Annotated in this window: 17 protein-coding genes, 2 tRNA genes and 1 other annotated feature; of the genes, 9 read left to right on the plus strand and 10 right to left on the minus strand. The window is 63.7% G+C overall.

Annotated features, from left to right (window positions below):
- Nucleotides 1-24: 24 nt before the first annotated feature.
- From ACSE4D_RS08180 to ACSE4D_RS08195, 4 genes are all read left to right on the plus strand, one after another.
- Nucleotides 25-1398, plus strand: a complete 1374-nt coding sequence (locus ACSE4D_RS08180; RefSeq protein WP_436327036.1) for an NAD-dependent succinate-semialdehyde dehydrogenase — start codon at nucleotides 25-27, stop codon at nucleotides 1396-1398.
- Nucleotides 1399-1860: 462 nt separating this feature from the next.
- Nucleotides 1861-2658, plus strand: coding sequence for a transporter substrate-binding domain-containing protein (locus tag ACSE4D_RS08185; RefSeq protein ID WP_425119102.1), 798 nt, complete (start codon nucleotides 1861-1863; stop codon nucleotides 2656-2658).
- 75 nt (nucleotides 2659-2733) lie between these two features.
- Entirely contained in the window at nucleotides 2734-3399 is a 666-nt protein-coding gene (locus ACSE4D_RS08190; RefSeq protein ID WP_135537694.1) for an amino acid ABC transporter permease, read from the plus strand.
- A complete protein-coding gene (locus ACSE4D_RS08195) occupies nucleotides 3399-4124 on the plus strand; it encodes an amino acid ABC transporter ATP-binding protein (protein ID WP_276606420.1) in 726 nt (241 codons plus the stop codon). Before ACSE4D_RS08190 ends, ACSE4D_RS08195 begins: the two co-directional genes overlap by 1 nt.
- Nucleotides 4125-4784: 660 nt before the next feature.
- Here ACSE4D_RS08195 and ACSE4D_RS08200 read toward each other — a convergent pair.
- From ACSE4D_RS08200 to ACSE4D_RS08210, 3 genes are read right to left on the minus strand one after another with little or no spacing between them, the layout of a single operon-like run.
- Nucleotides 4785-5222 (minus strand): protein-tyrosine phosphatase family protein, encoded by a 438-nt coding sequence (locus tag ACSE4D_RS08200; RefSeq protein WP_436327037.1) that lies wholly within the window; start codon nucleotides 5220-5222, stop codon nucleotides 4785-4787.
- 37 nt (nucleotides 5223-5259) lie between these two features.
- A complete protein-coding gene (locus ACSE4D_RS08205) occupies nucleotides 5260-5895 on the minus strand; it encodes a transcriptional regulator (protein ID WP_436327038.1) in 636 nt (211 codons plus the stop codon).
- On the minus strand, nucleotides 5892-6287 hold the full coding sequence (locus ACSE4D_RS08210) for a DNA-binding protein (RefSeq protein ID WP_436327039.1): 396 nt from the start codon (nucleotides 6285-6287) through the stop codon (nucleotides 5892-5894). The genes ACSE4D_RS08205 and ACSE4D_RS08210 overlap by 4 nt, the downstream gene beginning before the upstream one ends.
- 59 nt (nucleotides 6288-6346) lie before the next feature.
- Here ACSE4D_RS08210 and ACSE4D_RS08215 point away from each other — a divergent pair, with 59 nt between their 5' ends.
- From ACSE4D_RS08215 to ACSE4D_RS08225, 3 genes are read left to right on the plus strand one after another with little or no spacing between them, the layout of a single operon-like run.
- The gene (locus ACSE4D_RS08215) at nucleotides 6347-7552 is read left to right on the plus strand and encodes a PEP/pyruvate-binding domain-containing protein (RefSeq protein WP_436327040.1); all 1206 of its coding nucleotides are present in this window, start codon (nucleotides 6347-6349) and stop codon (nucleotides 7550-7552) included.
- A gap of 16 nt (nucleotides 7553-7568) precedes the next feature.
- On the plus strand, nucleotides 7569-8171 hold the full coding sequence (locus ACSE4D_RS08220; protein WP_436327041.1) for a histidine phosphatase family protein: 603 nt from the start codon (nucleotides 7569-7571) through the stop codon (nucleotides 8169-8171).
- Nucleotides 8172-8199: 28 nt separating this feature from the next.
- Nucleotides 8200-8619, plus strand: a complete 420-nt coding sequence (locus tag ACSE4D_RS08225) for an ATP-binding cassette domain-containing protein (RefSeq protein ID WP_436327042.1) — start codon at nucleotides 8200-8202, stop codon at nucleotides 8617-8619.
- On the opposite strand, the gene ACSE4D_RS08230 is transcribed toward ACSE4D_RS08225, so the two are convergent.
- From ACSE4D_RS08230 to ACSE4D_RS08245, 4 genes are all read right to left on the minus strand, one after another.
- Entirely contained in the window at nucleotides 8521-9195 is a 675-nt protein-coding gene (locus ACSE4D_RS08230; RefSeq protein ID WP_426936893.1) for a metal-dependent transcriptional regulator, read from the minus strand. The genes ACSE4D_RS08225 and ACSE4D_RS08230 overlap by 99 nt on opposite strands.
- A gap of 10 nt (nucleotides 9196-9205) precedes the next feature.
- Nucleotides 9206-10489 (minus strand): sodium:proton exchanger, encoded by a 1284-nt coding sequence (locus ACSE4D_RS08235; RefSeq protein ID WP_436327043.1) that lies wholly within the window; start codon nucleotides 10487-10489, stop codon nucleotides 9206-9208.
- Nucleotides 10490-10630: 141 nt separating this feature from the next.
- On the minus strand, nucleotides 10631-13231 hold the full coding sequence (locus ACSE4D_RS08240; protein WP_135537697.1) for an excinuclease ABC subunit UvrA: 2601 nt from the start codon (nucleotides 13229-13231) through the stop codon (nucleotides 10631-10633).
- Nucleotides 13232-13335: 104 nt separating this feature from the next.
- The gene (locus ACSE4D_RS08245) at nucleotides 13336-14775 is read right to left on the minus strand and encodes a DHA2 family efflux MFS transporter permease subunit (protein WP_135537878.1); all 1440 of its coding nucleotides are present in this window, start codon (nucleotides 14773-14775) and stop codon (nucleotides 13336-13338) included.
- A gap of 452 nt (nucleotides 14776-15227) precedes the next feature.
- On the opposite strand from ACSE4D_RS08245, the gene ACSE4D_RS08250 reads away from it, so the two are divergent.
- Entirely contained in the window at nucleotides 15228-15821 is a 594-nt protein-coding gene (locus ACSE4D_RS08250) for a CHAP domain-containing protein (RefSeq protein WP_436327044.1), read from the plus strand.
- Nucleotides 15822-15939: 118 nt separating this feature from the next.
- Here ACSE4D_RS08250 and ACSE4D_RS08255 read toward each other — a convergent pair.
- From ACSE4D_RS08255 to ACSE4D_RS08265, 3 genes are all read right to left on the minus strand, one after another.
- A tRNA-Ala gene (locus ACSE4D_RS08255) sits at nucleotides 15940-16012 on the minus strand.
- Between the two features lie 171 nt (nucleotides 16013-16183).
- Nucleotides 16184-16257: transfer RNA gene (locus ACSE4D_RS08260), tRNA-Ile, on the minus strand.
- Nucleotides 16258-16747: 490 nt separating this feature from the next.
- A protein-coding gene (locus ACSE4D_RS08265) for an IS3 family transposase (RefSeq protein WP_436327045.1) occupies nucleotides 16748-18000 on the minus strand; the annotation gives its coding sequence in 2 pieces (ribosomal slippage) (nucleotides 16748-17709 and nucleotides 17709-18000; 1254 coding nt in all).
- Nucleotides 17585-17716, minus strand: a sequence feature (AL1L pseudoknot). It overlaps the preceding gene by 132 nt.
- Between ACSE4D_RS08265 and ACSE4D_RS08270 the strand changes: the two genes are divergently transcribed.
- The gene (locus ACSE4D_RS08270) at nucleotides 17999-19063 is read left to right on the plus strand and encodes an IS110 family transposase (protein ID WP_436327128.1); all 1065 of its coding nucleotides are present in this window, start codon (nucleotides 17999-18001) and stop codon (nucleotides 19061-19063) included. The two genes, ACSE4D_RS08265 and ACSE4D_RS08270, sit on opposite strands and share 2 nt — an antisense overlap.
- The last annotated feature ends 15 nt before the right edge of the window (nucleotides 19064-19078 follow it).

The raw sequence follows: 19078 nt of genomic DNA on the forward strand, positions 1-19078 counted from the left end.
CGTCAATCCGTGAAAGGACGTTCCATGAGCAAGTTCGCTGTCACCAATGCCAACACCGGCGAGGTCGAGGAGGAGTTCGCCTCCGTACCCGTCGAAGAGATTCCCAACTACATCGATCGTGCTCATGAGGCACACCTGTCCTGGAAGGAGACGCCGCTCTACGAACGCGCGGCGATCCTGCGCAAGTTCGCCGATCTCGTCGATGAGAACGCCGATGAGATGACCGACATCATCGGTCGCGAGATGGGCAAGGTCAAGAAGCAGGGCCTCGGCGAAGTCGACAAGGTCGCCCGCACCGCCCGCTGGATGGCCGACAATGCCGCCGCAAACCTGGCAACCACGCACCTGGCCGCCGCAGGAGCGGCGAGCAGCTATGTCGAGCACCAGCCCCTGGGCGTGCTGCTGGGCATCATGCCGTGGAACTTCCCGTACAACCAGATCGCCCGCTTCGTGCTGCCGAACCTCATGGTCGGCAACTCGATCATCATGAAGCAGGCCTCGATCTGCCCGAAGTCCTCGCAGTACTTCGAGGATCTCCTCACCGAGGCGGGGCTGCCCAAGGGTGTCTACCAGAACATCTACCTCGACTCCTCCCACGCCGAGGAGGTCCTCAAGGACTTCCGCGTCAAGGGCTTCTCGCTCACCGGCTCCGAAGGTGCCGGTGCTTCCGTGGCCGCGATCGCCGCGAAGTACTACAAGCGCGCCGTGCTCGAGCTCGGCGGCAATGACCCGGCTGTCGTCCTCGATTCGAAGGACGTGGCGTCCGTGGCGCAGAAGCTCGTCGGGCTGCGCCTGGCGAACGCCGGACAGGTCTGCACCTCGCCCAAGCGCATGATCGTCGTCGATGAGCTCTACGACGAGTTCGTCGCAGAGGCCGTCAAGGCCGTCGAAGCGATGAAGATCTCCGACTTCGACGACCCCGAAGTCGGCATGGGCCCCGTGTCTTCCGAAGGCGCCCGCGACGAGATCGTCGAGACGATCGACAAGGCCGTCGCCGACGGCGCGACCCTGCTCACCGGCGGCAAGAAGCTCGACCGTCCGGGCTGGTTCATGTCTCCGGCCGTGATCACCGACATCGACCCGAAGTCGGACCTCGGCTGCAATGAGCTCTTCGGACCGGCCGTGATGATCTACCGGGCCAAGGACGAAGAGGATGCTCTGCGTCTGGCCAATGACACCGAGTACGGTCTCATGTCCTCGGTGTGGACCGATGACCTCGAGAAGGGTCAGGAGTTCGGCAAGAAGATCAACGCCGGCATGACGCTCATCAACGCCCACATGGAGTCGGGCCCCGAATACCCGTTCGGCGGCATCAACCGCTCCGGCTACGGCCGCGAGAACGCTCAGTGGGCGTTCCAGGCCTTCACCAACGAGCACCTCATCCGCGTGCACAACTGATCATTTGCACACGTGATCGGCTGACCGACTGAGGTCTGCGCCCTCCGCGCAGGATCTCCGTCACCGAGGCGGCCGGACAGGCCCGATCGACCGCGAAATCTCCGCGGTCGATCGGGCCTTCGTCGTCTCCTCGGTCCGTCGTTCACTCGGCCGGGTGATCACTTTCGTACGGCAGATGACGTTGCGTTTGTATAACGCTTCTCCAGCGGTCGCGGTGACGGTGGGCCACCTCGGCGGGAATTTGCCCCACCCCAACGACGTATGGGCCTGTGAACTGCGACGATACTCGTGACTGCCCTTGCCTCCACCACCCTTTCTCCACTGTCCGCCGAAGCCCCAGGGACGTGATCGGAACGGTGCCGCATGTGCGATGTGAGCTGCACCGCTTTGACTCTCCTGTGCCCCCGGCATACTGTGAAAATTCTGAAAGACCAATGGATGTTCTTTGAATGTGAGGCAGATGTGAAATTGAGAAAGCGACTCTTCTCCGGAATTGCGATCGCGGCATCACTGGCCCTGACCGCCGGACTCTCGGCCTGTTCCTCCGGCGGCGACGACGAGGATGCGCCGCTCGAGGACACGTACACCTACGCCACAGACACCTCGTTCGTGCCCTTCGAATTCAAGAAGGGCGGCGAATACGTCGGCTTCGACATCGACCTCATCACGGCTGTCGCCGATGAAGCCGGGTTCGAACTCAAACAGGAAGTGACGAACTTCGACGGCATCATCCCCGGTCTCCAGACCGGATCCTTCGACCTCGCCGTGGCCGGCATCAGCATCACCGACGAACGCAAGCAGACGATCGACTTCTCCGACCCGTACTACAAGTCCGGTCTCATCCTCGGTGTGCCCACCGACAATGACGACATCAAGAGCATCGACGACCTCGACGGCAAGACCGTGGCCACCCGCCTCGGATCGACGAGTGCCGCCTACATCGACGAGAACATCGACGGCGCCGAGGCGAAGACCTACGAACAGCTCGACCAGGCCTACCTCGCGGTCGAGTCCGGCAGCGCCGACGCGGTCCTCTACGATCAGCCCAACGTCGCCTACTACATCCGCACCGAAGGTGAGGACAAGCTCAAGATGGTCGGCGACCTGCTCGAAGCGCAGGACTACGGCATCGCGATCTCCAAGGACAACCCGAACCTCGTCAAGGCCGTCGACGAAGCCTTGGCCACCATCAAGGAGAACGGGAAGTACGCGGAGATGTACAAGGAATGGTTCGGCGAAGAACCACCGGCCGAAGACTGACATCCCAGTTGTGAGAGCACAGCGGACTGCGGGCAGGGGAGCCATCCCGTGCCCGCAGTCCTGTGGAAGGAAGATATGTCCCGCTTAGCCCAATTCAACTGGGTCGGAGTCATCGACTACATCCCGGCACTGCTGCAGGGTCTGTACTACACGCTGCTCGTCTCCGTCGTCGGACTCATCATCGGCTTCATCCTCGGTGCGATCTTCGGCCTCGGCCGCATCTCCCGCAGCAGGATCGTCTACAGCCTCTCGACCGTCTACATCGAGGTCCTGCGCGGGACCCCCGTGCTCGTGCAGGCGATCTGGATCTACTTCGCCCTGCCGCTCATCATCGGCTTCAACATTCCCTCACTGACCGCCGGCATCGTCGTCATCGGCCTGAACTCCGGAGCCTATATCGCCGAGATCGTCCGCGGCGCGGTGCAGTCGGTGGAGAAGGGGCAGATGGAGGCCGGACGGTCCCTCGGGCTCTCCCAGCACCTGACGATGCGCTATGTCATCTGGCCGCAGGCGTTCAAGCGGATGATCCCACCGCTGGGCAACCAGTTCATCATCAGCATCAAGGACACCTCGCTGCTGTCGGTCATCCTCGTTCCCGAACTCATCTTCCAGGGCCGCCTCGTCGCGTCCAACCACTTCAACGCCGTCGAGATCTATACGACGGTCGCGATCTTCTACCTGGTCATCACGCTGACTCTGTCGAAGGTCCTCAATGTCATGGAAAAGAGGCTGACTCACTGATGATCATCCGCGTATCCGATCTGCACAAATCCTTCGGTGACAACGAAGTGCTCAAGGGCATCGACTGCGAGGTCGAGCCGCAGGAAGTCGTCTGCGTCATCGGGCCCAGCGGTTCCGGCAAGTCGACGTTCCTGCGCTGCCTCAACATGCTCGAGGAGATCACGAGCGGTGAGGTCGTCATCGACGGCAAGAGCCTCACCGACAAGAACACGAACATCAATGAGGTGCGCACGGAGATCGGCATGGTCTTCCAGCAGTTCAACCTCTTCCCGCACATGAGCGTGCTCGAGAACATCTCCTTGGCACCCCGGAAGGTGCGCAGCCTCAGTCAGCAGGCTGTGCGGGACAGGGCGCTGAAGCTGTTGGACAAGGTCGGCCTCGGCGACAAGGCCGAGGCCTATCCGGCACAGCTCTCCGGCGGTCAGCAGCAGCGCGTGGCCATCGCGCGGGCCCTGGCGATGGAACCGAAGATGATGCTCTTCGACGAGCCCACGAGTGCGCTCGACCCCGAACTCGTCGGCGAAGTGCTCGCTGTGATGAAGCAGCTCGCCGAGGAGGGGATGACCATGGTCGTCGTCACCCACGAGATGGGCTTCGCCAGTGAGGTCGCCGACAGGGTGCTGTTCATGGACGCAGGCGCCATCGTCGAGGAGGGGACACCGCAGCAGATCTTCAAGGCCCCGACGTCCGAGCGCACAAAGTCCTTCCTCAACAAGGTGCTGTGAGAACCCTCGACACGGTGCTGTGGGAGGGCGCCGACAAATGGTGGAGGCAGATGGTGGACGCGGGTGGACTCAAACCGAGCACCTGGCAGCGGTTCGAGAGGCTCGGTTCCGCGTGGAATCAGGCGAAACTCGGTCTTGGCGACGAGCCTCAAGATGCAGTCGAGGACGAGCCCGAGGTCGTAGCGAACCCTAGGAGACGAGCTAGATCACCGCTGACGGACAGCTAAGTGGACGCTATTAGAACTGCCCGAGCGGACGGCTAGAGCGTGGTTTCGATGTCCCGGCGATTCGGCGTGCATCGGATGACGGTGTGGACACACACGAAGGACTTGCTGTCGCGATCCAAGCGAGCACTGGACCCTCACCGACGGACTGGCAGTCGTTGCGGGGCGGGGTCCGTGGTCAACACAGGAACGCATCCGGAGCACCAGGGGCAGTCGATCACAAGGCCGCGACAGCAAGAAGGCGATGTCTCCGATCGAGTAGCCGACTTCCCCAAGCAGAACACTCAGTATGGGACGATCGGAACATGAGTAGCGAGTCCGAGGTACCTATCGGCGCAACAGGTCCCGCTTTCACTATTCACTCGCTGAACAACTACACGAATGTGTACGTCCCGCCGCGGTATCAGTACCTTGGCTTGCCCGAGAACCGTCCTGGTTAGGTTCTCAGCGAAACTGCGACTTCGCTGACCCAGCGTTTTTGTCGAGGTGTTTCCACCGCATGGCTATGGTGATGCTCTCTCACCCAGGCTACTGCTTCATCGACAGGAACTCCGCTCATGATCGCAAGTACTGACAGAGCGGTTCCTGTGCGGCCAATGCCACCATCGCAGGCGATCTCGACGCGCTCCGATGTTGCTCGCTCGTAGGCTTCACGAAGTGCGTTCAGGGCATCACTGGTAGAGGCTGGCAATCGGAAGTCGGGCCAACACACCCAGCGATACCGCGACTCATCAATGCATGGGTCACGACCCAGAAGGTAGAGCCCAAACTGAGGTTCGAGCCCACTCGAGGATGAGGCACGTAGGCCACGAGCTCGAACGCGACGACCGTCGGGGAACTCTACAATTCCCTCACCTGCACGCCAAACGTTCATGCCTCTAGACCAACCATGCGCGGAGCATTCTCCATCGTCACACTTCGTTCCTTCGATCGATGCCGAGGGTGGCTACGAGGTCTTCGTGGAGTTGGAACCAGACCCGGTGGCAGGAGTCCTTGTCGGTCTTGTCGATCCAGTCGAGTTCCCCGAACGTAGCCCTGCGTAACGCCGACTCGTACCGCGCCATATAGCCGTCGAATCTTGCGAGAACAGCAGAAAGGCGCTCGGCCAAGGGATCAAGTTCCCTGCCGAGGGTCGTGAGTTCTTCGAGGACTCGCCCATCCCATGCGTGATCGAGATGATCGTTGGGAGCGAACTGATCCGCTTCCGTCGGCTTGATCTGCCAATCAGTGACGGCTCGCAACAAACGAGCATTGAGTGGAAGGAAGACCCAGTAAGCGGCTGCAACTACGTTGTTGGGATCGGCGCTCACGCGTTCTGCCATGAGTTGGCGCTCGTTCTCTGCCTTGCCAGAGTCCGTGAGCGACCAGCCATCGAGATCGGCGAACGCGGCGTGCTGCACCCACCCGGCATGTTCCGCGGCGTTCAACAGGTGCAGCGCGTCGGCGTGGCTCGTTCCTGCACGCTCGGCAACCGCCTCGCTGTCGGCGAACCCCAGGAGGCGCACGGCGTGCAGCACCAGTAGTGACGCCATGGACTGATAGGTCATACTCGCTTGTCCTGCCTGGCGCTGAGACGGTTGACGTACTGCTGGCACGCCTGTGGCGAGCGGAATCCCATCGCCTCGGCGATCTGCGCCCACGTCAGCCCCTCGTTGCGAGCCGCGAAGAGCAGACCGACCTCCACGCTCTCGACCTCGGCGCGAGCAGCTGGAAGCAACGAGAGCACTCTCAGGAGTTCATCCGGGGTCAGTTCGGATGAACGCCACAGTGCGTACTGCGTCAGTTCGACCGCCGAGGGCGGCGTCGGTTCAGGTCGCCACGGCCGCGGCTCCAATTGATCTGCACCTTTGTTGAGAAGCATGCCTTGGGCGTTGCGCTCACGCTCGGCCTGCGCATGATCGGAAGTACCGGGTCGTTCGAGGTCGTGCTTGCGTTCCATGCCACCCACCCTGCTACGATCAACAGAATCTTGTCAATATTTTGTTGATTGGTGGTGTGATGCTGACGACGCTCTCTGAGGCGATCCGGACGGACGCAGGCGGGAAAGCGGCGACGCTCGGGGTGTTGCTGCGTGCGGGGCTGCCGGTGCCCGACGGGTTCGTCGTGCCGAGCGGCATCCAGCAGACTGGCACCGAGGTCGAGCACGCGTTGCGCGATGCGGTTGCCCGTGGACTGGCGAGGATAGGCGACCCGGTGGTGGCCGTGAGGTCGTCGGCGACGAACGAGGACAGTGCAGAGGCGTCGGCCGCGGGCCAGTACGAGAGCGTTATCGGTGTGCACGGCGCAGACAACGTGTGCCAGGCGGTCGCCGACGTTCAGGCATCGGCCCATGTCACGCGCGTGGGCGACTACTGGACTCGCTCCGGTGACGCCTCGCCGCAAGATTTGGGTATGCCGGTGCTCGTGCAACCGGTCATCGAGGCCGATGTATCAGGGGTCATGTTCACCCCTCAGCATGACGACGAGCCGACGCGGATCGAAGCCTCCTGGGGGCTGGGGCTCGCCGTCGTGGGCGGAACGGTCACCCCTGACGCCTACGAAATCTCCCCGAACGGGATCGTCGATTTCTCGCTGGGAAACAAGCAGACCCGCCTCGACCTGGATCACGAGCACGGCGGGATCATGACCAGCGCCGTCGCCCCCGAGAGACGATCCGCCCGCGCCCTGGACGACACCATGGTCGTAGCGTTAGCCGAGTTGGGAAGCCGGATCGCACACCTGTTTGGCAGGCCGCAAGACGTCGAATGGGCGGTTGCTGACGGTACCGTCTGGATTCTTCAAGCACGCCCGATCACTGCCGCGCTTCCGGCCCGCAAAATTCGTGATTCGTCCGATCCAGTCGGGGTGCTGAGCGGTACTCCTGGTTCTCACGGAACCGTTACCGCGGCGGCTCGCGTCGTGCTCGGCCCATCGGATTTCTCGACTGTCCGTGCCGGTGACATCGTGGTCTGCCCGTACACCGATCCCGCCTGGACGCCGCTGTTCGCCGTCGCCGCCGGGGTCGTCACAGAGACCGGCGGCGCGCTCTCGCACGCCGCGATCATCGCCCGCGAGTACAGCATCCCCGTCGTGCTCGGCATCGACGGTGCCACTACTCGCATCGAGAACGGTGCCCGAATCACGCTCGACGGCACAGCCGGAACCGTCACCGTTCTCCGATCCGAACCCTCACCCAAGAGAAAGGAGGGAGGGGCGTCCTCGTGATGCTCCCGACCTGCTCATGGCTACCAGATATCTCTACATCGCACGGCACGGCGACGCCGACGCGTTCGGCAACCTCACTGACACCGGGCGCGAACAGGCCCGTCTGCTCGGTCAACGATTGGTGCATCTTCCCATCGACGCCGTGTGGCACTCGCCTTTGCCGCGAGCTACCGATAGCGCCCAGCAACTCAACATCTTCCTCACGGGTACTGCGCCCGTCCGCGAAGCGCCCGAGTTGATCGACCACGTGCCCTATGTACCTACACCGGAGGAGACTCCGCGGTCGTGGATGCCGTTCTTCGACGGCTACGACACGGACGAGGCTGAGGCCGGGCACAAGATCGCGCAGAGCCTCACCGCGAGGTTCGCTACCCCTCCGGAGGGTGACGACGATGCGCATGAACTGCTCATCACCCATGCCTACCCGATCGCGTGGCTCATTCGTCATGCCCTGGACGCACCGGCGGTGCGATGGCTCGGCCTCAGCAGCGCCAACGCCGCTCTGACCGTAATCGAGAACCGGCCAGCATTGCCGCCGAGCATCGCCATGTTCAACGACATGAGCCATCTTCGCCCCGATCTGCAATGGACGGGTTTCCCCAAAGTACTGCGCCCCTGAACGCGGCGAGGAAGACAAGGAGATTCGAGTGAGTGACTATGTGATCGAGGCCGAGGGGCTGGTGAAACGGTATGGCAAGCACACTGCGCTGGACGGTGTGGATCTACGCGCCCGCCCGGGAACCGTGCTCGCCGTCCTCGGCCCCAATGGAGCTGGGAAAACAACGTCGATCCGCATCTTGGCGACCCTGACCGGCCCCGATGCCGGAACCGCCAGAGTCGGCGGCATGGACGTTAACCGCGACGCGGCCAAGGTGCGACGGATCATCGGTTTGACCGGCCAGTACGCGATGGTGGAGGTAAGGGAACTCGAACCCCTGAGAGCCTCACACCGGAGCAGAGTCGACGGTTCAGCCGAGCGCGGGCTCGACGCGGATCGCCTCGGCGGCGTCGAGGGCGAGTTCGACGCTCTCACCGTCGATGTCCACGCCGATCGAGGACGCCGCTGAGCTGATCGCCGTCACCGTCAGGCGCGTGCCGATGACGATCCCTCGGTCGGTGAGATAGCGCAGCAGCTCGGGAGACCGGTCGGAGACACGGACAACCGAGACCTCGTCCCCGGGGGTGGTCTCCTCCAAACGGCGACTCGGGAACGAAGCGGTGTGCCCGTGCGCATCGGGGATGGGATCGCCATGCGGGTCCCGGTCCGGGTCTCCGAGGGCGGCGTTCATCCGCTCGAGCACGAGGTCGGAGACGGCATGTTCGAGCCGGTCGGCCTCCTCGTGGACCTGGTCCCAGGTCAGTCCGAGGGCTTCGACGAGGTAGGTTTCGACGATCCGGTGGCGTCGGACGATCTCCACGGCGGTCCGCCGCCCCGCGTCGGTCAGGACGATCTGCCCATAGGGTTCGTAGTCGATATAGCCGTCCCGGGCGAGCTTCTTGAGGTTCGCCGATACCGTCGAGGCGGTCACACCGAGCTGTTCGGCCAGGTCCGTCGTGGCGGGGCGACCGCCCGGCCATTCGTAGGCCTTCCAGATGAGGGTGACATAGTCCTCGACCATCCGAGTCACTGCAGGGCGCGGCATGATCGTCATTCTACGCACGTGCCTTCGCCCGATCGGTGGGTGCCGCCTCGGCGAGGGCATCACCGCGGGTCCCATCTGAGCTCTCATGCCCGGATCGGCGGAAGGGTGCGGCCAGCGTGGGCAGGATGTGGCGACGGTGAAGGACGAGGAAGACGATCGCCAGTCCCGCCTGAATCGCCGAGAGCACAAAGCGTCCGGACGTGTCCGTGACGAAGAACTGCAGACCGAACAGGCCCGCCAGACCCAGCGCCGGTGCCCAGTGGAAGCGCAGCGCGAGGATGATCGCTACGCCGAGGATGGTCTGCGTGGCCGTGAGCGTGAACTCCTCGACCTGGCGAGGGTCCAGGGGCAGCCCCAACCCGCCCCCGCCGGCGAAGTGCGCGATCGGCAGGGACCCGATCAGCAGACTCCACTGGTTGACCTTCGCGGCGATGAGCGTGCCGATCGCCGCCCCGCCCATCCCGCGCAGGGCGAACATCGCGGCGATGACGAACTCGGGTGCCTCGGAGGCCAGCGGGGCCAGCCATTGGACGAGGAAGTAGCTGTCGATGCCGAGGCTCTCGCCTGAGGCCACGAGCGCCTCGGCGAAGGGTTCGGCGCTGAGCAGGATGATCGCCGCGGAAACGACGAAGAGACAGATCACGGTGGCCCGTCGGCGCCTCGTCGGCATTGCCGCGATGCCGGCGGCGGCACCGACGAATTCGCCTTCCGCGTCTCCGGCGGACCGGCCGGCGCACCAGAGGTAGGCGGCGAAGACGAGCACGAGTCCGATGCCGAACCATATCGGGATGCTGCCGATGAGCGGGATGGCGAAGGCGAGGACACCGAGGATGATGAGGAACCCGATGTCCATCCGGCTGCCGGGCTCGAGTCGCAGCGAGGCCGGTGCGTCGGCGGCCCTGCGCTTGGTCATCCGGCGGGCGGCGAGGAGGGCGATGATGACCACGAGCGGCCAGCCGAAGCCGAGCAGCAGCCGGTTCGATCCGGTCATGTTCGCGGCCGCGAAGTGCAGGTAGTCGGGATCGGAACCGGAACGGAAGGCGTAGAAGAGGTCGACGGCGTATTCGGGGAGGACGGCGATGAGCGCCAGCAGGGCGATCGCCAGGGCTCCCGAGATGTCCTTCTGCACCGCCTCGGCGGCCCAGGCCAGGAGGAAGGCGGCAGCGACGATCGCGGTGCCGAAGGCGAGGAGATCGAGGACGGGGGCCGCCTCGGTGCCGGTGATGCGCAGCACCACGGCGGGTGCGGCGATGAGCAGGCACACCGTGATGCGGCGAAGGAGCGCTGTGGGCATGTCTTCCAGACTTCCCGGCGCGAATCGGGTGTGTCTACGGACAACTGAGACTTAGACGTCTCCAACAATCGCATCGGCCCCCGCGATCCGTCTGATTCTGCGGTTCGCGGGGGCCGGGCAGCAGGGTTCGTGTGCTTGAGATCACCGGTCGGCGGACAGTGCCGCGGCCAGGTATCTCGCCGAGGGGCCCGCCCCGTCGGCGACGATGTCCGCGGGTGTGCCCGCGGCCACCACCCGTCCGCCGTCGTCTCCGGCCCCGGGACCGAGCTCGATGACGTGGTCGGCGACGGCGACGACCCGCATATCGAGCTCGACCATGACGACGGTGTTGCCGGCATCGACGAGTCTCTGCAGGTGAGCGACGAGACGGTCGGCATCGGCGCAGTGCAGCCCCGACGTCGGCTCGTCGAGCACGTAGAGTGTGTCTCCGCGCTGTGAGCGCTGCAGTTCGCTGGCGAGCTTGACCCTTTGGGCTTCGCCGCCTGAGAGTTCGGTTGCGGGTTGGCCGAGGCGCAGATACCCGAGTCCGACGTCGATGAGTGCGGTCAGCGAGCGGATGATGTCGAATTCGCCGGTGAAGAACTCGTGGGCCTCTTCGACGCTCATGTCGAGGATCTCGGCGACATTGCGTCCGCGCCAGACGATTTCGAGGGTGCTCGATTGGAAGCGGGTTCCGTGGCAGTCCGGGCACTCGGTGTAGACCGAGGGCAGGAAGAGCAGCTCGACCATCACCGAGCCCTCACCTTCGCAGGTCGGGCAGCGGCCGCCGGCGACGTTGAAGGAGAACCGGCCGGGTCTGTAGCCGCGTTCTCGGGCTTCGGGAGTTTCGGAGAAGCGGCGACGCACATGGTCGAACAGGCCCGTGTAGGTCGCAACGTTCGAGCGCGGGGTGCGCCCGATGGGTCTCTGATCGATGCTCACGACCCGCCGGATGTCCGTGAGATCGCCGGTGACGCTGCCGCGCAGTTCCTCGGATTCGTCGACGAGCAGCAGCTCGTCGCCCTCGGGTTCGGTTTCGCGAGCCTCGGCGGGAGCACCGAGCCGGTCGCCGACGATCACGGGAAGCACCTGGCTGACCAGGCTGGACTTGCCTGAACCCGAGACACCGGTGACCGCGGTGAGCGCTCCCAGCGGGACCTGAAGGCTCACATCGTCGAGGTTGTTGCGTCGGATGTTCTCCAAGCGCATCCAGCCCTGCGGTGAGCGGGGTTCGTGCGGGTCCAGTCCGCGATTGCCGAAGACGTACCCCCGAGTCACGGAGTCCTCGATCTCGGCGAGACCGGCCGTGGGGCCGCTGTAGAGGACGTCTCCGCCGCGTTCTCCGGCCCCGGGTCCGATGTCGACGAGCCAGTCGGCGTGCCGCATGATGTCGACGGAATGTTCGACGACGAAGAGACTGTTGCCGCGCGCCTTCAGCCCGTCGAGGATGCCGACAAGAGCGTCGACGTCCTGCGGGTGCAGACCGGCCGAGGGTTCGTCGAGCACATAGACGACCCCGAAGAGCTCCGAGGTCAGCTGCGTGGCCAGTCGCAGACGCTGCAGCTCCCCTCCGGACAGCGTCGGGGTGGTCCGATCGAGCGAGAGGTATCCGAGCCCGAGATCGCTGATGGGTCGCAGTCGGTCGATGAGACCCTCGCCGAGGCGGACCGTCGTCGCTCGCTTCTCCGCGGAGGGATCTGCCGTGGTCGGATGACGGTCCGCGGCTGGGTCGTCCGATGATGCCTTGGCCGCGGCGACGGCCTCGTTGAGGACGGTCATGAGTTCGTGCAGCGGAAGAGCGGAGAATTCGGCGATGTCGAGCCCGGCGATCGTCACGGACAGGGCTTCGGGTTTGAGCTTCTTGCCGTGGCAGACCGGGCAGGGTCCGGCGGCGAGGAACTCGGCCACCCGCCGTTTCATCGCTGCGCTCTTCGTGTTCGCGAAGGTGTCGAGCACATATTTCCGGGCGCCGACGAACGTTCCCGAGTAGGTCGGTTCGGTGCCCGCGGCGATCGCTTCGCGCGCCTCGGCGAGGGTGAGCCGGGAGTGGACGGGAAGGTGCGGGGTCTCCTCGGTGTAGAGGATCCAGTCGCGGTGCTCGCGCGGCAGGTCCTGCCAGGGCACGTCGACGTCGTAGCCGAGGGCCACGAGCACATCGCGCAGCTGGTGGCCGTGCCAGGCCTTCGGCCAGGACGCGATCGCGCGTTCCCTGATCGTCAGCGTCGGGTCCGGGACCATCCTCTCCTCCGGCACCTCATAGACGCGGCCGATCCCATGGCATTCGGGGCAGGCGCCTTCGACGGTGTTCGTCGAGAAGTCCTCGGCCAGGAGCATCGGCTCATCGTCCGGGTAGTGGCCGGCCCGTGAGTAGAGCATGCGCACGAGGCTGGAGACGGTCGTGATGCTGCCGACGCTCGAGCGGGCGCTGCGTCCGCCGCGCTGCTGCTGCAGGGCCACGGCCGGCGGCATGCCCGTGATCGAATCGACGTCCGGGACTCCGGCCTGATCGATGAGTCGCCGGGCGTAGGGGGCTACGGATTCGAGGTAGCGGCGTTGGGATTCCGCGTACAGGGTCCCGAAGGCCAAGGAGGATTTGCCCGACCCGGACACTCCGGTGAACACGACGAGTGCGTCCCGGGGCACGCTGAGATCGATATCGCGCAGATTGTGCTCCCTCGCCCCGCGGACCCTTACGTCCGATTGGATCTCGGGGGAGTGCGTCGGATGCGAGTGAGTCGGATCCGAATGCGCGGAGGAGGTCATGACGTCACCGTACCAAGGGCGGAGTCGAACTCGCCGAGGCGGCCACAGACGCGACCGCTGTCCCGGGGTTCCCCGGGACAGCGGTCATGCGGTCGGTGCGCCGATCATTCCGCGGGTGCGCCGGCGCTCGGTTCGACCACCTCGGCGGTGTGATCTTCCTGGTCTTCGGGCTTCTTGATGAAGAAGGCGAGGACGACGGACACGAGCGCGATGACCGCGGCCAGCAGGAACGCCGTCTGCGCACCGGGAGCACCGGCCTCGGCCACGGTCCGACCGGCGGCCTGACCGGAGTGCAGGGCCGCGGAGTAGATCGAGATGAGCAGGGCCGTGCCCGCCGCACCCGCGACCTGCTGCAGGGTGTTGAGCGCGGCCGAGCCGTGCGAGTACAGGCGACGGTCGAGCGAACCCAGGGACGCCGAGAACAGCGGTGTGAACGAGGCGGCCAGGCCCACGGACATCCCGGTCTGGACGACGACGAGGACCCAGGTGGGCGTCGCCGGAGTCACGATCGAGTACGAGAACATCGCCACGGCGATGAGGATCGTGCCGGGGACGAGCAGCGTCTTCGGGCCCCGTGCGTCGTAGATGCGACCCATGACGGGACCGAGCAGACCCATGAGGACCGATCCGGGCAGGAGCACGAGTCCCGACTGGGTGGCGTTGAGCCCGGCGACGTTCTGCAGGTACAGCGGCAGCAGGGAGAAGGTGCCGAACATCGCCAGCGCCACCACGGCCATGATGACCACGGAGATGACGTAGTTGCGGGAGTTGAACACGCGCAGGTCGAGCAGGGCGCCGTCGCGGCGCTGCAGGACGAGCTGACGCCACACGAAGAAGCCGAGGAACACGACGCCGCCGCCGATCGCACTCCAGGCCAGACCGGCCGAAGCGCCACCGCCGGAACCGCCGGAGCCGAACTGGCTGAGGCCGAAGACGATGCCGCCGAAGCCCAGCGCGGAGAGCACGATCGAGAGGACGTCGATGGGAGCGTGGGTGGACTCGCCGAGGTTGGTCATCCACTTCGCGCCGAGTCCCAGGGCGACGAGGCCGATCGGCAGGACGATGGCGAAGAGCCAGCGCCAGCCGAGGCTGTCGAGGACGATGCCCGACATCGTCGGTCCGATGGCCGGGGCCAGGGAGATGACGAGGCCGACGCGGCCCATCATGCGGCCGCGCGAATGCGGCGGGACGACGTTCATCATCGTCGTCATCAGCAGCGGCATCATGATGCCCGTACCGCCGGCCTGGACGATGCGGCCGATGAGCAGGAGTGAGAAGCCGGGTGAGACGAGGCAGATGAGGGTGCCTGCGCTGAAGAGGATCATCGCGGCCAGGAAGATCTGGCGCGTAGTGAAGCGCTGGAGCAGGAAGCCGGTGGTCGGGATGACCACGGCCATGGTGAGCATGAAGGCACTCGTCATCCACTGGCCGAGTTCCGGCGGGATGTCGAGGGAGGCGTTGAGCTCGGGGATGGCGATGGCCATCGTGGTCTCATTGAGGATGGCCACGAAGGCGGCCACGAGCAGCAGCCAGATGACCCGCATCCCGGCGGGATCGATGGTCTCCTGCTGCGGGGCCTGCGCGCGTGCGGGTGAGCTGTCGCTGGACAAGACGGTGCTCCGTTCGGATGTATCTGTGGGGCCCAGGATGTGGGCGGAGGCCGCACGCAGATGCCGAATCGGCGCGCAGACGAAAGTAAGAACAGCAACTCAGACTAACGTATTCCCGTTTCCGGCCGATAGTGGGGAGAACCCGAAACCTCAGCGATCTCCGTCACGGCGGGCATCGGTGACGTTCGGGTCACGGCGGGCATCGGCGGCGTCCGGTCCCGCCTCGGCGAGGTCACCGGGATTATCGATGGCGAGCGAGTTCACCGTCTCTTCGATTCGACGTATCGGATGTTCATTCCGGCGCTGTTAGCGTCGACAGCGGAGGTCACGAGCCCACTTCGGGCACGCCTCCATGTCAATCAGTCGAACGGAGCGAACGGAAGAGAATGACTCTGAAGAACGTCACCACGAAGACCATGACAACCGCGATGATCGCCGGAGCCGCCGTGCTCGGCACCGGATCGATGGCCTCGGCGGCAGAGACGACGGACGCACCCGCCGCTGCGCCCGCCAGCACCGGAGCCGAGAACTCAGCTGGTTCCGCCGATTCTCAGGCCGCCTCGGCGAGCCCGGAGGCGGAGAAGAAGTTCTCGAGCATCGGAGACTTCCTCAACCACTACAAGGGACAGTCGCTGGCGAACTCCCAGGGCGGATATCAGGGAGAATGCGTCAGCCTCATCTCCCGGGCTCTCGAAGAGGTCCACGGCGTCGACCACGGCGCCTGGGGCAACGCCATCGACTACCAGTCCGGGGGCTCCGGCGGGACCAAGATGAAGCAGAACGGCTTCACCTGGCACACGGACCAGAAGTTCGAGAACGGCGACATCCTCGTCTGGGGCACCGGGAACGACACCTCTGCTTACGGCCACATCGGCATCTACTACGAGGGACAGGTGTGGCACCAGAACTTCAACAACGACCGCACCCTGCACACCTATGACGGCCTCATCGACGGCTACCTCGGATATTGGCGAGCCTGAAGCACTCCCGGTCTGAAAGGCCCGGCCCATAACCCGAGTACTCAGCGAACGACGAAGGCTCCGAACCGCAATGGTTCGGAGCCTTCGTGTTACGAGTGCTGTCTCAAAACTACTCGAGTGGAGGTAAGGGGACTCGAACCCCTAACCCTCTGCTTGCAAAGCAGATGCGCTACCAATTGCGCCATACCCCCGAATCGGGTTCTCACCCCTCACACCGAGTCGGTGTGTTCGGACCATTCGGCTTGGGCACTCTGATTCTGGTGCCGCCACCGGAAGAACACTCCCAGTCCCACCACTGTGAGACCGCTGAGAATCCACTTCCTCATGATCCTCCTCGAAAGGAAATCCCCGAAGTGGGGACGTGGGCCTACCTGGACTTGAACCAGGGACCTCTTCGTTATCAGCGAAGCGCTCTAACCGCCTGAGCTATAGGCCCTTATCGGGGTGAACCCGAAGTAAAACGATACCCAACCCCTGCCGACAAACACAAATCGGCTTCCAGTGACTCGCCTCACAATCCACTCCCACCCAGCACTACTGTGAGTATTGATAGTGGCTGGTCTGGGACTGGCTGGCAGAGTAGGAACTGACCGTCCCATCGATCATCATGACCCGCAGAACTACTGACTCGAACGATGTCCTCGTCGGGATCTGTCTGATGATCGGTGGGCGGTCGGCACCGGCTCGGCCCACATCGATAACTTGATCAGAAGGTTGTCCGTTCCTGACCGAACGTGACTCATCACAGTAGTGTTTCGACGTGACTATCTCCCGGACCGGAGCCGACCGTTCGACGGTCGGACCTCATCCGTTCTGACACAGGAGAATCACGAACCGTCATGACTATCATCTCGCATTTATACGCGTTTGTCGTTGGCGTCGACACCCACGCGAAGAACTGGATCGCCCCGAGTTCGGTGGAGAGCTCATAGCGGTACGCCGGCCACTGCTGGCCGACTGATTTCAGTGTAGTAGTGATCCTCGAACTGTGTTGGAGCGAGGTCTCCGCAGTACGAATGCGGACGGGTGTTGTTATACCAATGCACCCATTCCAAGGTCGCGAATTCCACAGCATCGCGACCAGTCCACGGACCTTCGCGCCACACCACCTCTTTCTTATACAATTTATTGAGCGCTTCGGCTGCGGCATTATCATAAGAATCGCCCGTCGAGCCGACCGAGGCTTCTATCCCGGCTTCACGTAGTCGCTCTGTGTAAGCAATGGAAACATATTGACTTCCCTTGTCTGAATGGTGAATTAACTGATTGATATTACGGTTCTTTCGTCTCCTTTCCCATAAAGCGTGCTCCAGGGCATCCAGCGCCAAATCGGTCCGCAGCGTCGTATCGACTCGCCACCCGACAATCATGCGGGAAAACAAATCCATGACGAACGCGACATAGGCGAAACCACTCCACGTCGAAACATACGTAATGTCAGCGACCCAGCGGGTATCTGGAGCATCGGCGGTGAAGTCCCGGCACACAAGGTCACTCGGGTACGAGGCGGTCTTGGACTGCCATGTCGTAGTCGCCGACCGGGCATTGCTCACCCCTGCCAGACCCAGGGCGCGCATGCGTCGTTCGACTGTGCACCTGGCGATCGGCTCGTCTGGATAGAGCCGGCGGAGCATGACCCACATTTTCCGTGCTCCGAATAATCCTCGATTCTTCGCATGCACTTTCTGAATCCGTTCATCCCACACGGCGTCAGTTTGTTTCCGTGCCGAGACCGGTCGAGACTTTCTGGCGTAATACGAACTCGCAGCGATCTGCACCCCGGTACCGGAAAGGACACGGCAGATCGGCTCGACTCCGAATTCGTTACGATTGTCATCGATGAAACCATCGATATCCGTCAGCGGCGGTCGAGCTCCGCCTGGGCAAAATACGCACTCGCTTTCCGCAAGATCTCATTCGCCCGGCGCAGTTCCCGAATTTCCTTTTCCAGATCTGTGATGCGTTGCTTGTCGTCAGTCGTCATTCCCGGCGTCTTTCCAGAATCAACATGATTGTGCTTCACCCAATTGCGCAGGGTGTTCTTGTTGATCCCGATCTGTTCACCGACCAGCCGACACGCGGTGCTCACGGCCAGGACCGGATCATCGGAGAGCTTCTCGTTGACCATGCGCACGGCGCGGTCTCGGACTTCTGCAGGGTACTTACTTGGTGCGGGCATGGTCCTATCCTCTCGGTTAGATCAAGCCCTCCACCACACCCGGGGCGATCCAAACCACGTCTACAGTGTCCTCACCAACACTGGTGAGCACGTCGACACTGCTGCATTCCCGACCACGAAAGCTGGCCTGAAACGGGCGCTGCTGTGGGCCGGTCGCCGTACCGGCGGGGACCTCGACACCCTGTGGGTGATCGAGGGTATCGGCACTTACGGGGCGATCCTTGCCGACCATGTTGCCGACAACGGGTACACAGTCGCCGAGGCCGCCAGCATGAATGCTCGTGACCGGCATGCCACGGGCAAGGATGACCGGATCGATGCCCGACGGATCGCTGGCACGGTCCTGTCGATGGATGAGTCGCGGCTGCGGTTCCCCCGGCAGGCTGATGGGCCGCGTCAGGGACTGCAGATCCTGGTCAAGGCGCGGGAGTCCATGACCCGGGAGAAGACCCGGACTGTCAATGCGCTCACCGCGCTGTTGCGTACTCATGACCTCGGTATGGATGCGCGTCGGAAACTGTCGGTCGTCAAGATCCACGCGGTTGCGAAGTGGCGGATCAGGAACGAGTCTGTGGCACTTACCGAGGCTCGTCGGGAAGCGATTCGGTTAGCCAAACGCGTCGTCGAAGTCGATGCCGATATCAAGGACTACGCCACCCGGATCGAAGCTTTGGTCAAGGACAGCCCGGCTGCGGTGTTGCTGGCTGAGCCGGGGTTTGGTCCGATCACCGCGGCTGTGTTCTACCTGGCGTGGTCGCATCCTGGGCGGGTGCGTTCAGAGGCTGCGTTTGCGAAGCTGGCGGGGGTCAGCCCGATACCGGCGTCGTCGGGGAATGTGGTGAGGTTCCGGCTTAATCGCAGTGGTGATCGTCGGTTGAATTCTGCGTTGTACATGGTGGCCATCACGCGGCTTTCTCACCAGAAGAGGTCCCAGGCATACATGGCTAAACGGCTTGGCGAGGGGAAGACGAAGAAGGAGACCATCCGGTGCATGAAGCGTCACTTGGCCCGTTCTGTGTATCGCATTCTCGAGGCCACGAACTCGATCGGCCAAGCCGCTTGACAGACATAGAAGGAT

Source organism: Brevibacterium sp. FAM 27836 (assembly GCF_051351055.1).
Taxonomy (GTDB): Bacteria; Actinomycetota; Actinomycetes; order Actinomycetales; family Brevibacteriaceae; genus Brevibacterium.

What these genes read in the sequence shown, in the direction of transcription:
- ACSE4D_RS08270 (WP_436327128.1), top strand. Translation starts at nt 17,999, where the DNA reads ATGGTCCTATCCTCTCGGTTAGATCAAGCCCTCCACCACACCCGGGGC.
- ACSE4D_RS08230 (WP_426936893.1), bottom strand. Translation starts at nt 9,195, where the DNA reads ATGCCGCGCCCTGCAGTGACTCGGATGGTCGAGGACTATGTCACCCTC.
- ACSE4D_RS08245 (WP_135537878.1), bottom strand. Translation starts at nt 14,775, where the DNA reads ATGCGGGTCATCTGGCTGCTGCTCGTGGCCGCCTTCGTGGCCATCCTC.
- ACSE4D_RS08190 (WP_135537694.1), top strand. Translation starts at nt 2,734, where the DNA reads ATGTCCCGCTTAGCCCAATTCAACTGGGTCGGAGTCATCGACTACATC.
- ACSE4D_RS08250 (WP_436327044.1), top strand. Translation starts at nt 15,228, where the DNA reads ATGACTCTGAAGAACGTCACCACGAAGACCATGACAACCGCGATGATC.
- ACSE4D_RS08180 (WP_436327036.1), top strand. Translation starts at nt 25, where the DNA reads ATGAGCAAGTTCGCTGTCACCAATGCCAACACCGGCGAGGTCGAGGAG.
- ACSE4D_RS08235 (WP_436327043.1), bottom strand. Translation starts at nt 10,489, where the DNA reads ATGCCCACAGCGCTCCTTCGCCGCATCACGGTGTGCCTGCTCATCGCC.
- ACSE4D_RS08200 (WP_436327037.1), bottom strand. Translation starts at nt 5,222, where the DNA reads ATGAACGTTTGGCGTGCAGGTGAGGGAATTGTAGAGTTCCCCGACGGT.
- ACSE4D_RS08205 (WP_436327038.1), bottom strand. Translation starts at nt 5,895, where the DNA reads ATGACCTATCAGTCCATGGCGTCACTACTGGTGCTGCACGCCGTGCGC.
- ACSE4D_RS08240 (WP_135537697.1), bottom strand. Translation starts at nt 13,231, where the DNA reads ATGACCTCCTCCGCGCATTCGGATCCGACTCACTCGCATCCGACGCAC.
- ACSE4D_RS08210 (WP_436327039.1), bottom strand. Translation starts at nt 6,287, where the DNA reads ATGGAACGCAAGCACGACCTCGAACGACCCGGTACTTCCGATCATGCG.
- ACSE4D_RS08195 (WP_276606420.1), top strand. Translation starts at nt 3,399, where the DNA reads ATGATCATCCGCGTATCCGATCTGCACAAATCCTTCGGTGACAACGAA.
- ACSE4D_RS08220 (WP_436327041.1), top strand. Translation starts at nt 7,569, where the DNA reads ATGGCTACCAGATATCTCTACATCGCACGGCACGGCGACGCCGACGCG.
- ACSE4D_RS08215 (WP_436327040.1), top strand. Translation starts at nt 6,347, where the DNA reads ATGCTGACGACGCTCTCTGAGGCGATCCGGACGGACGCAGGCGGGAAA.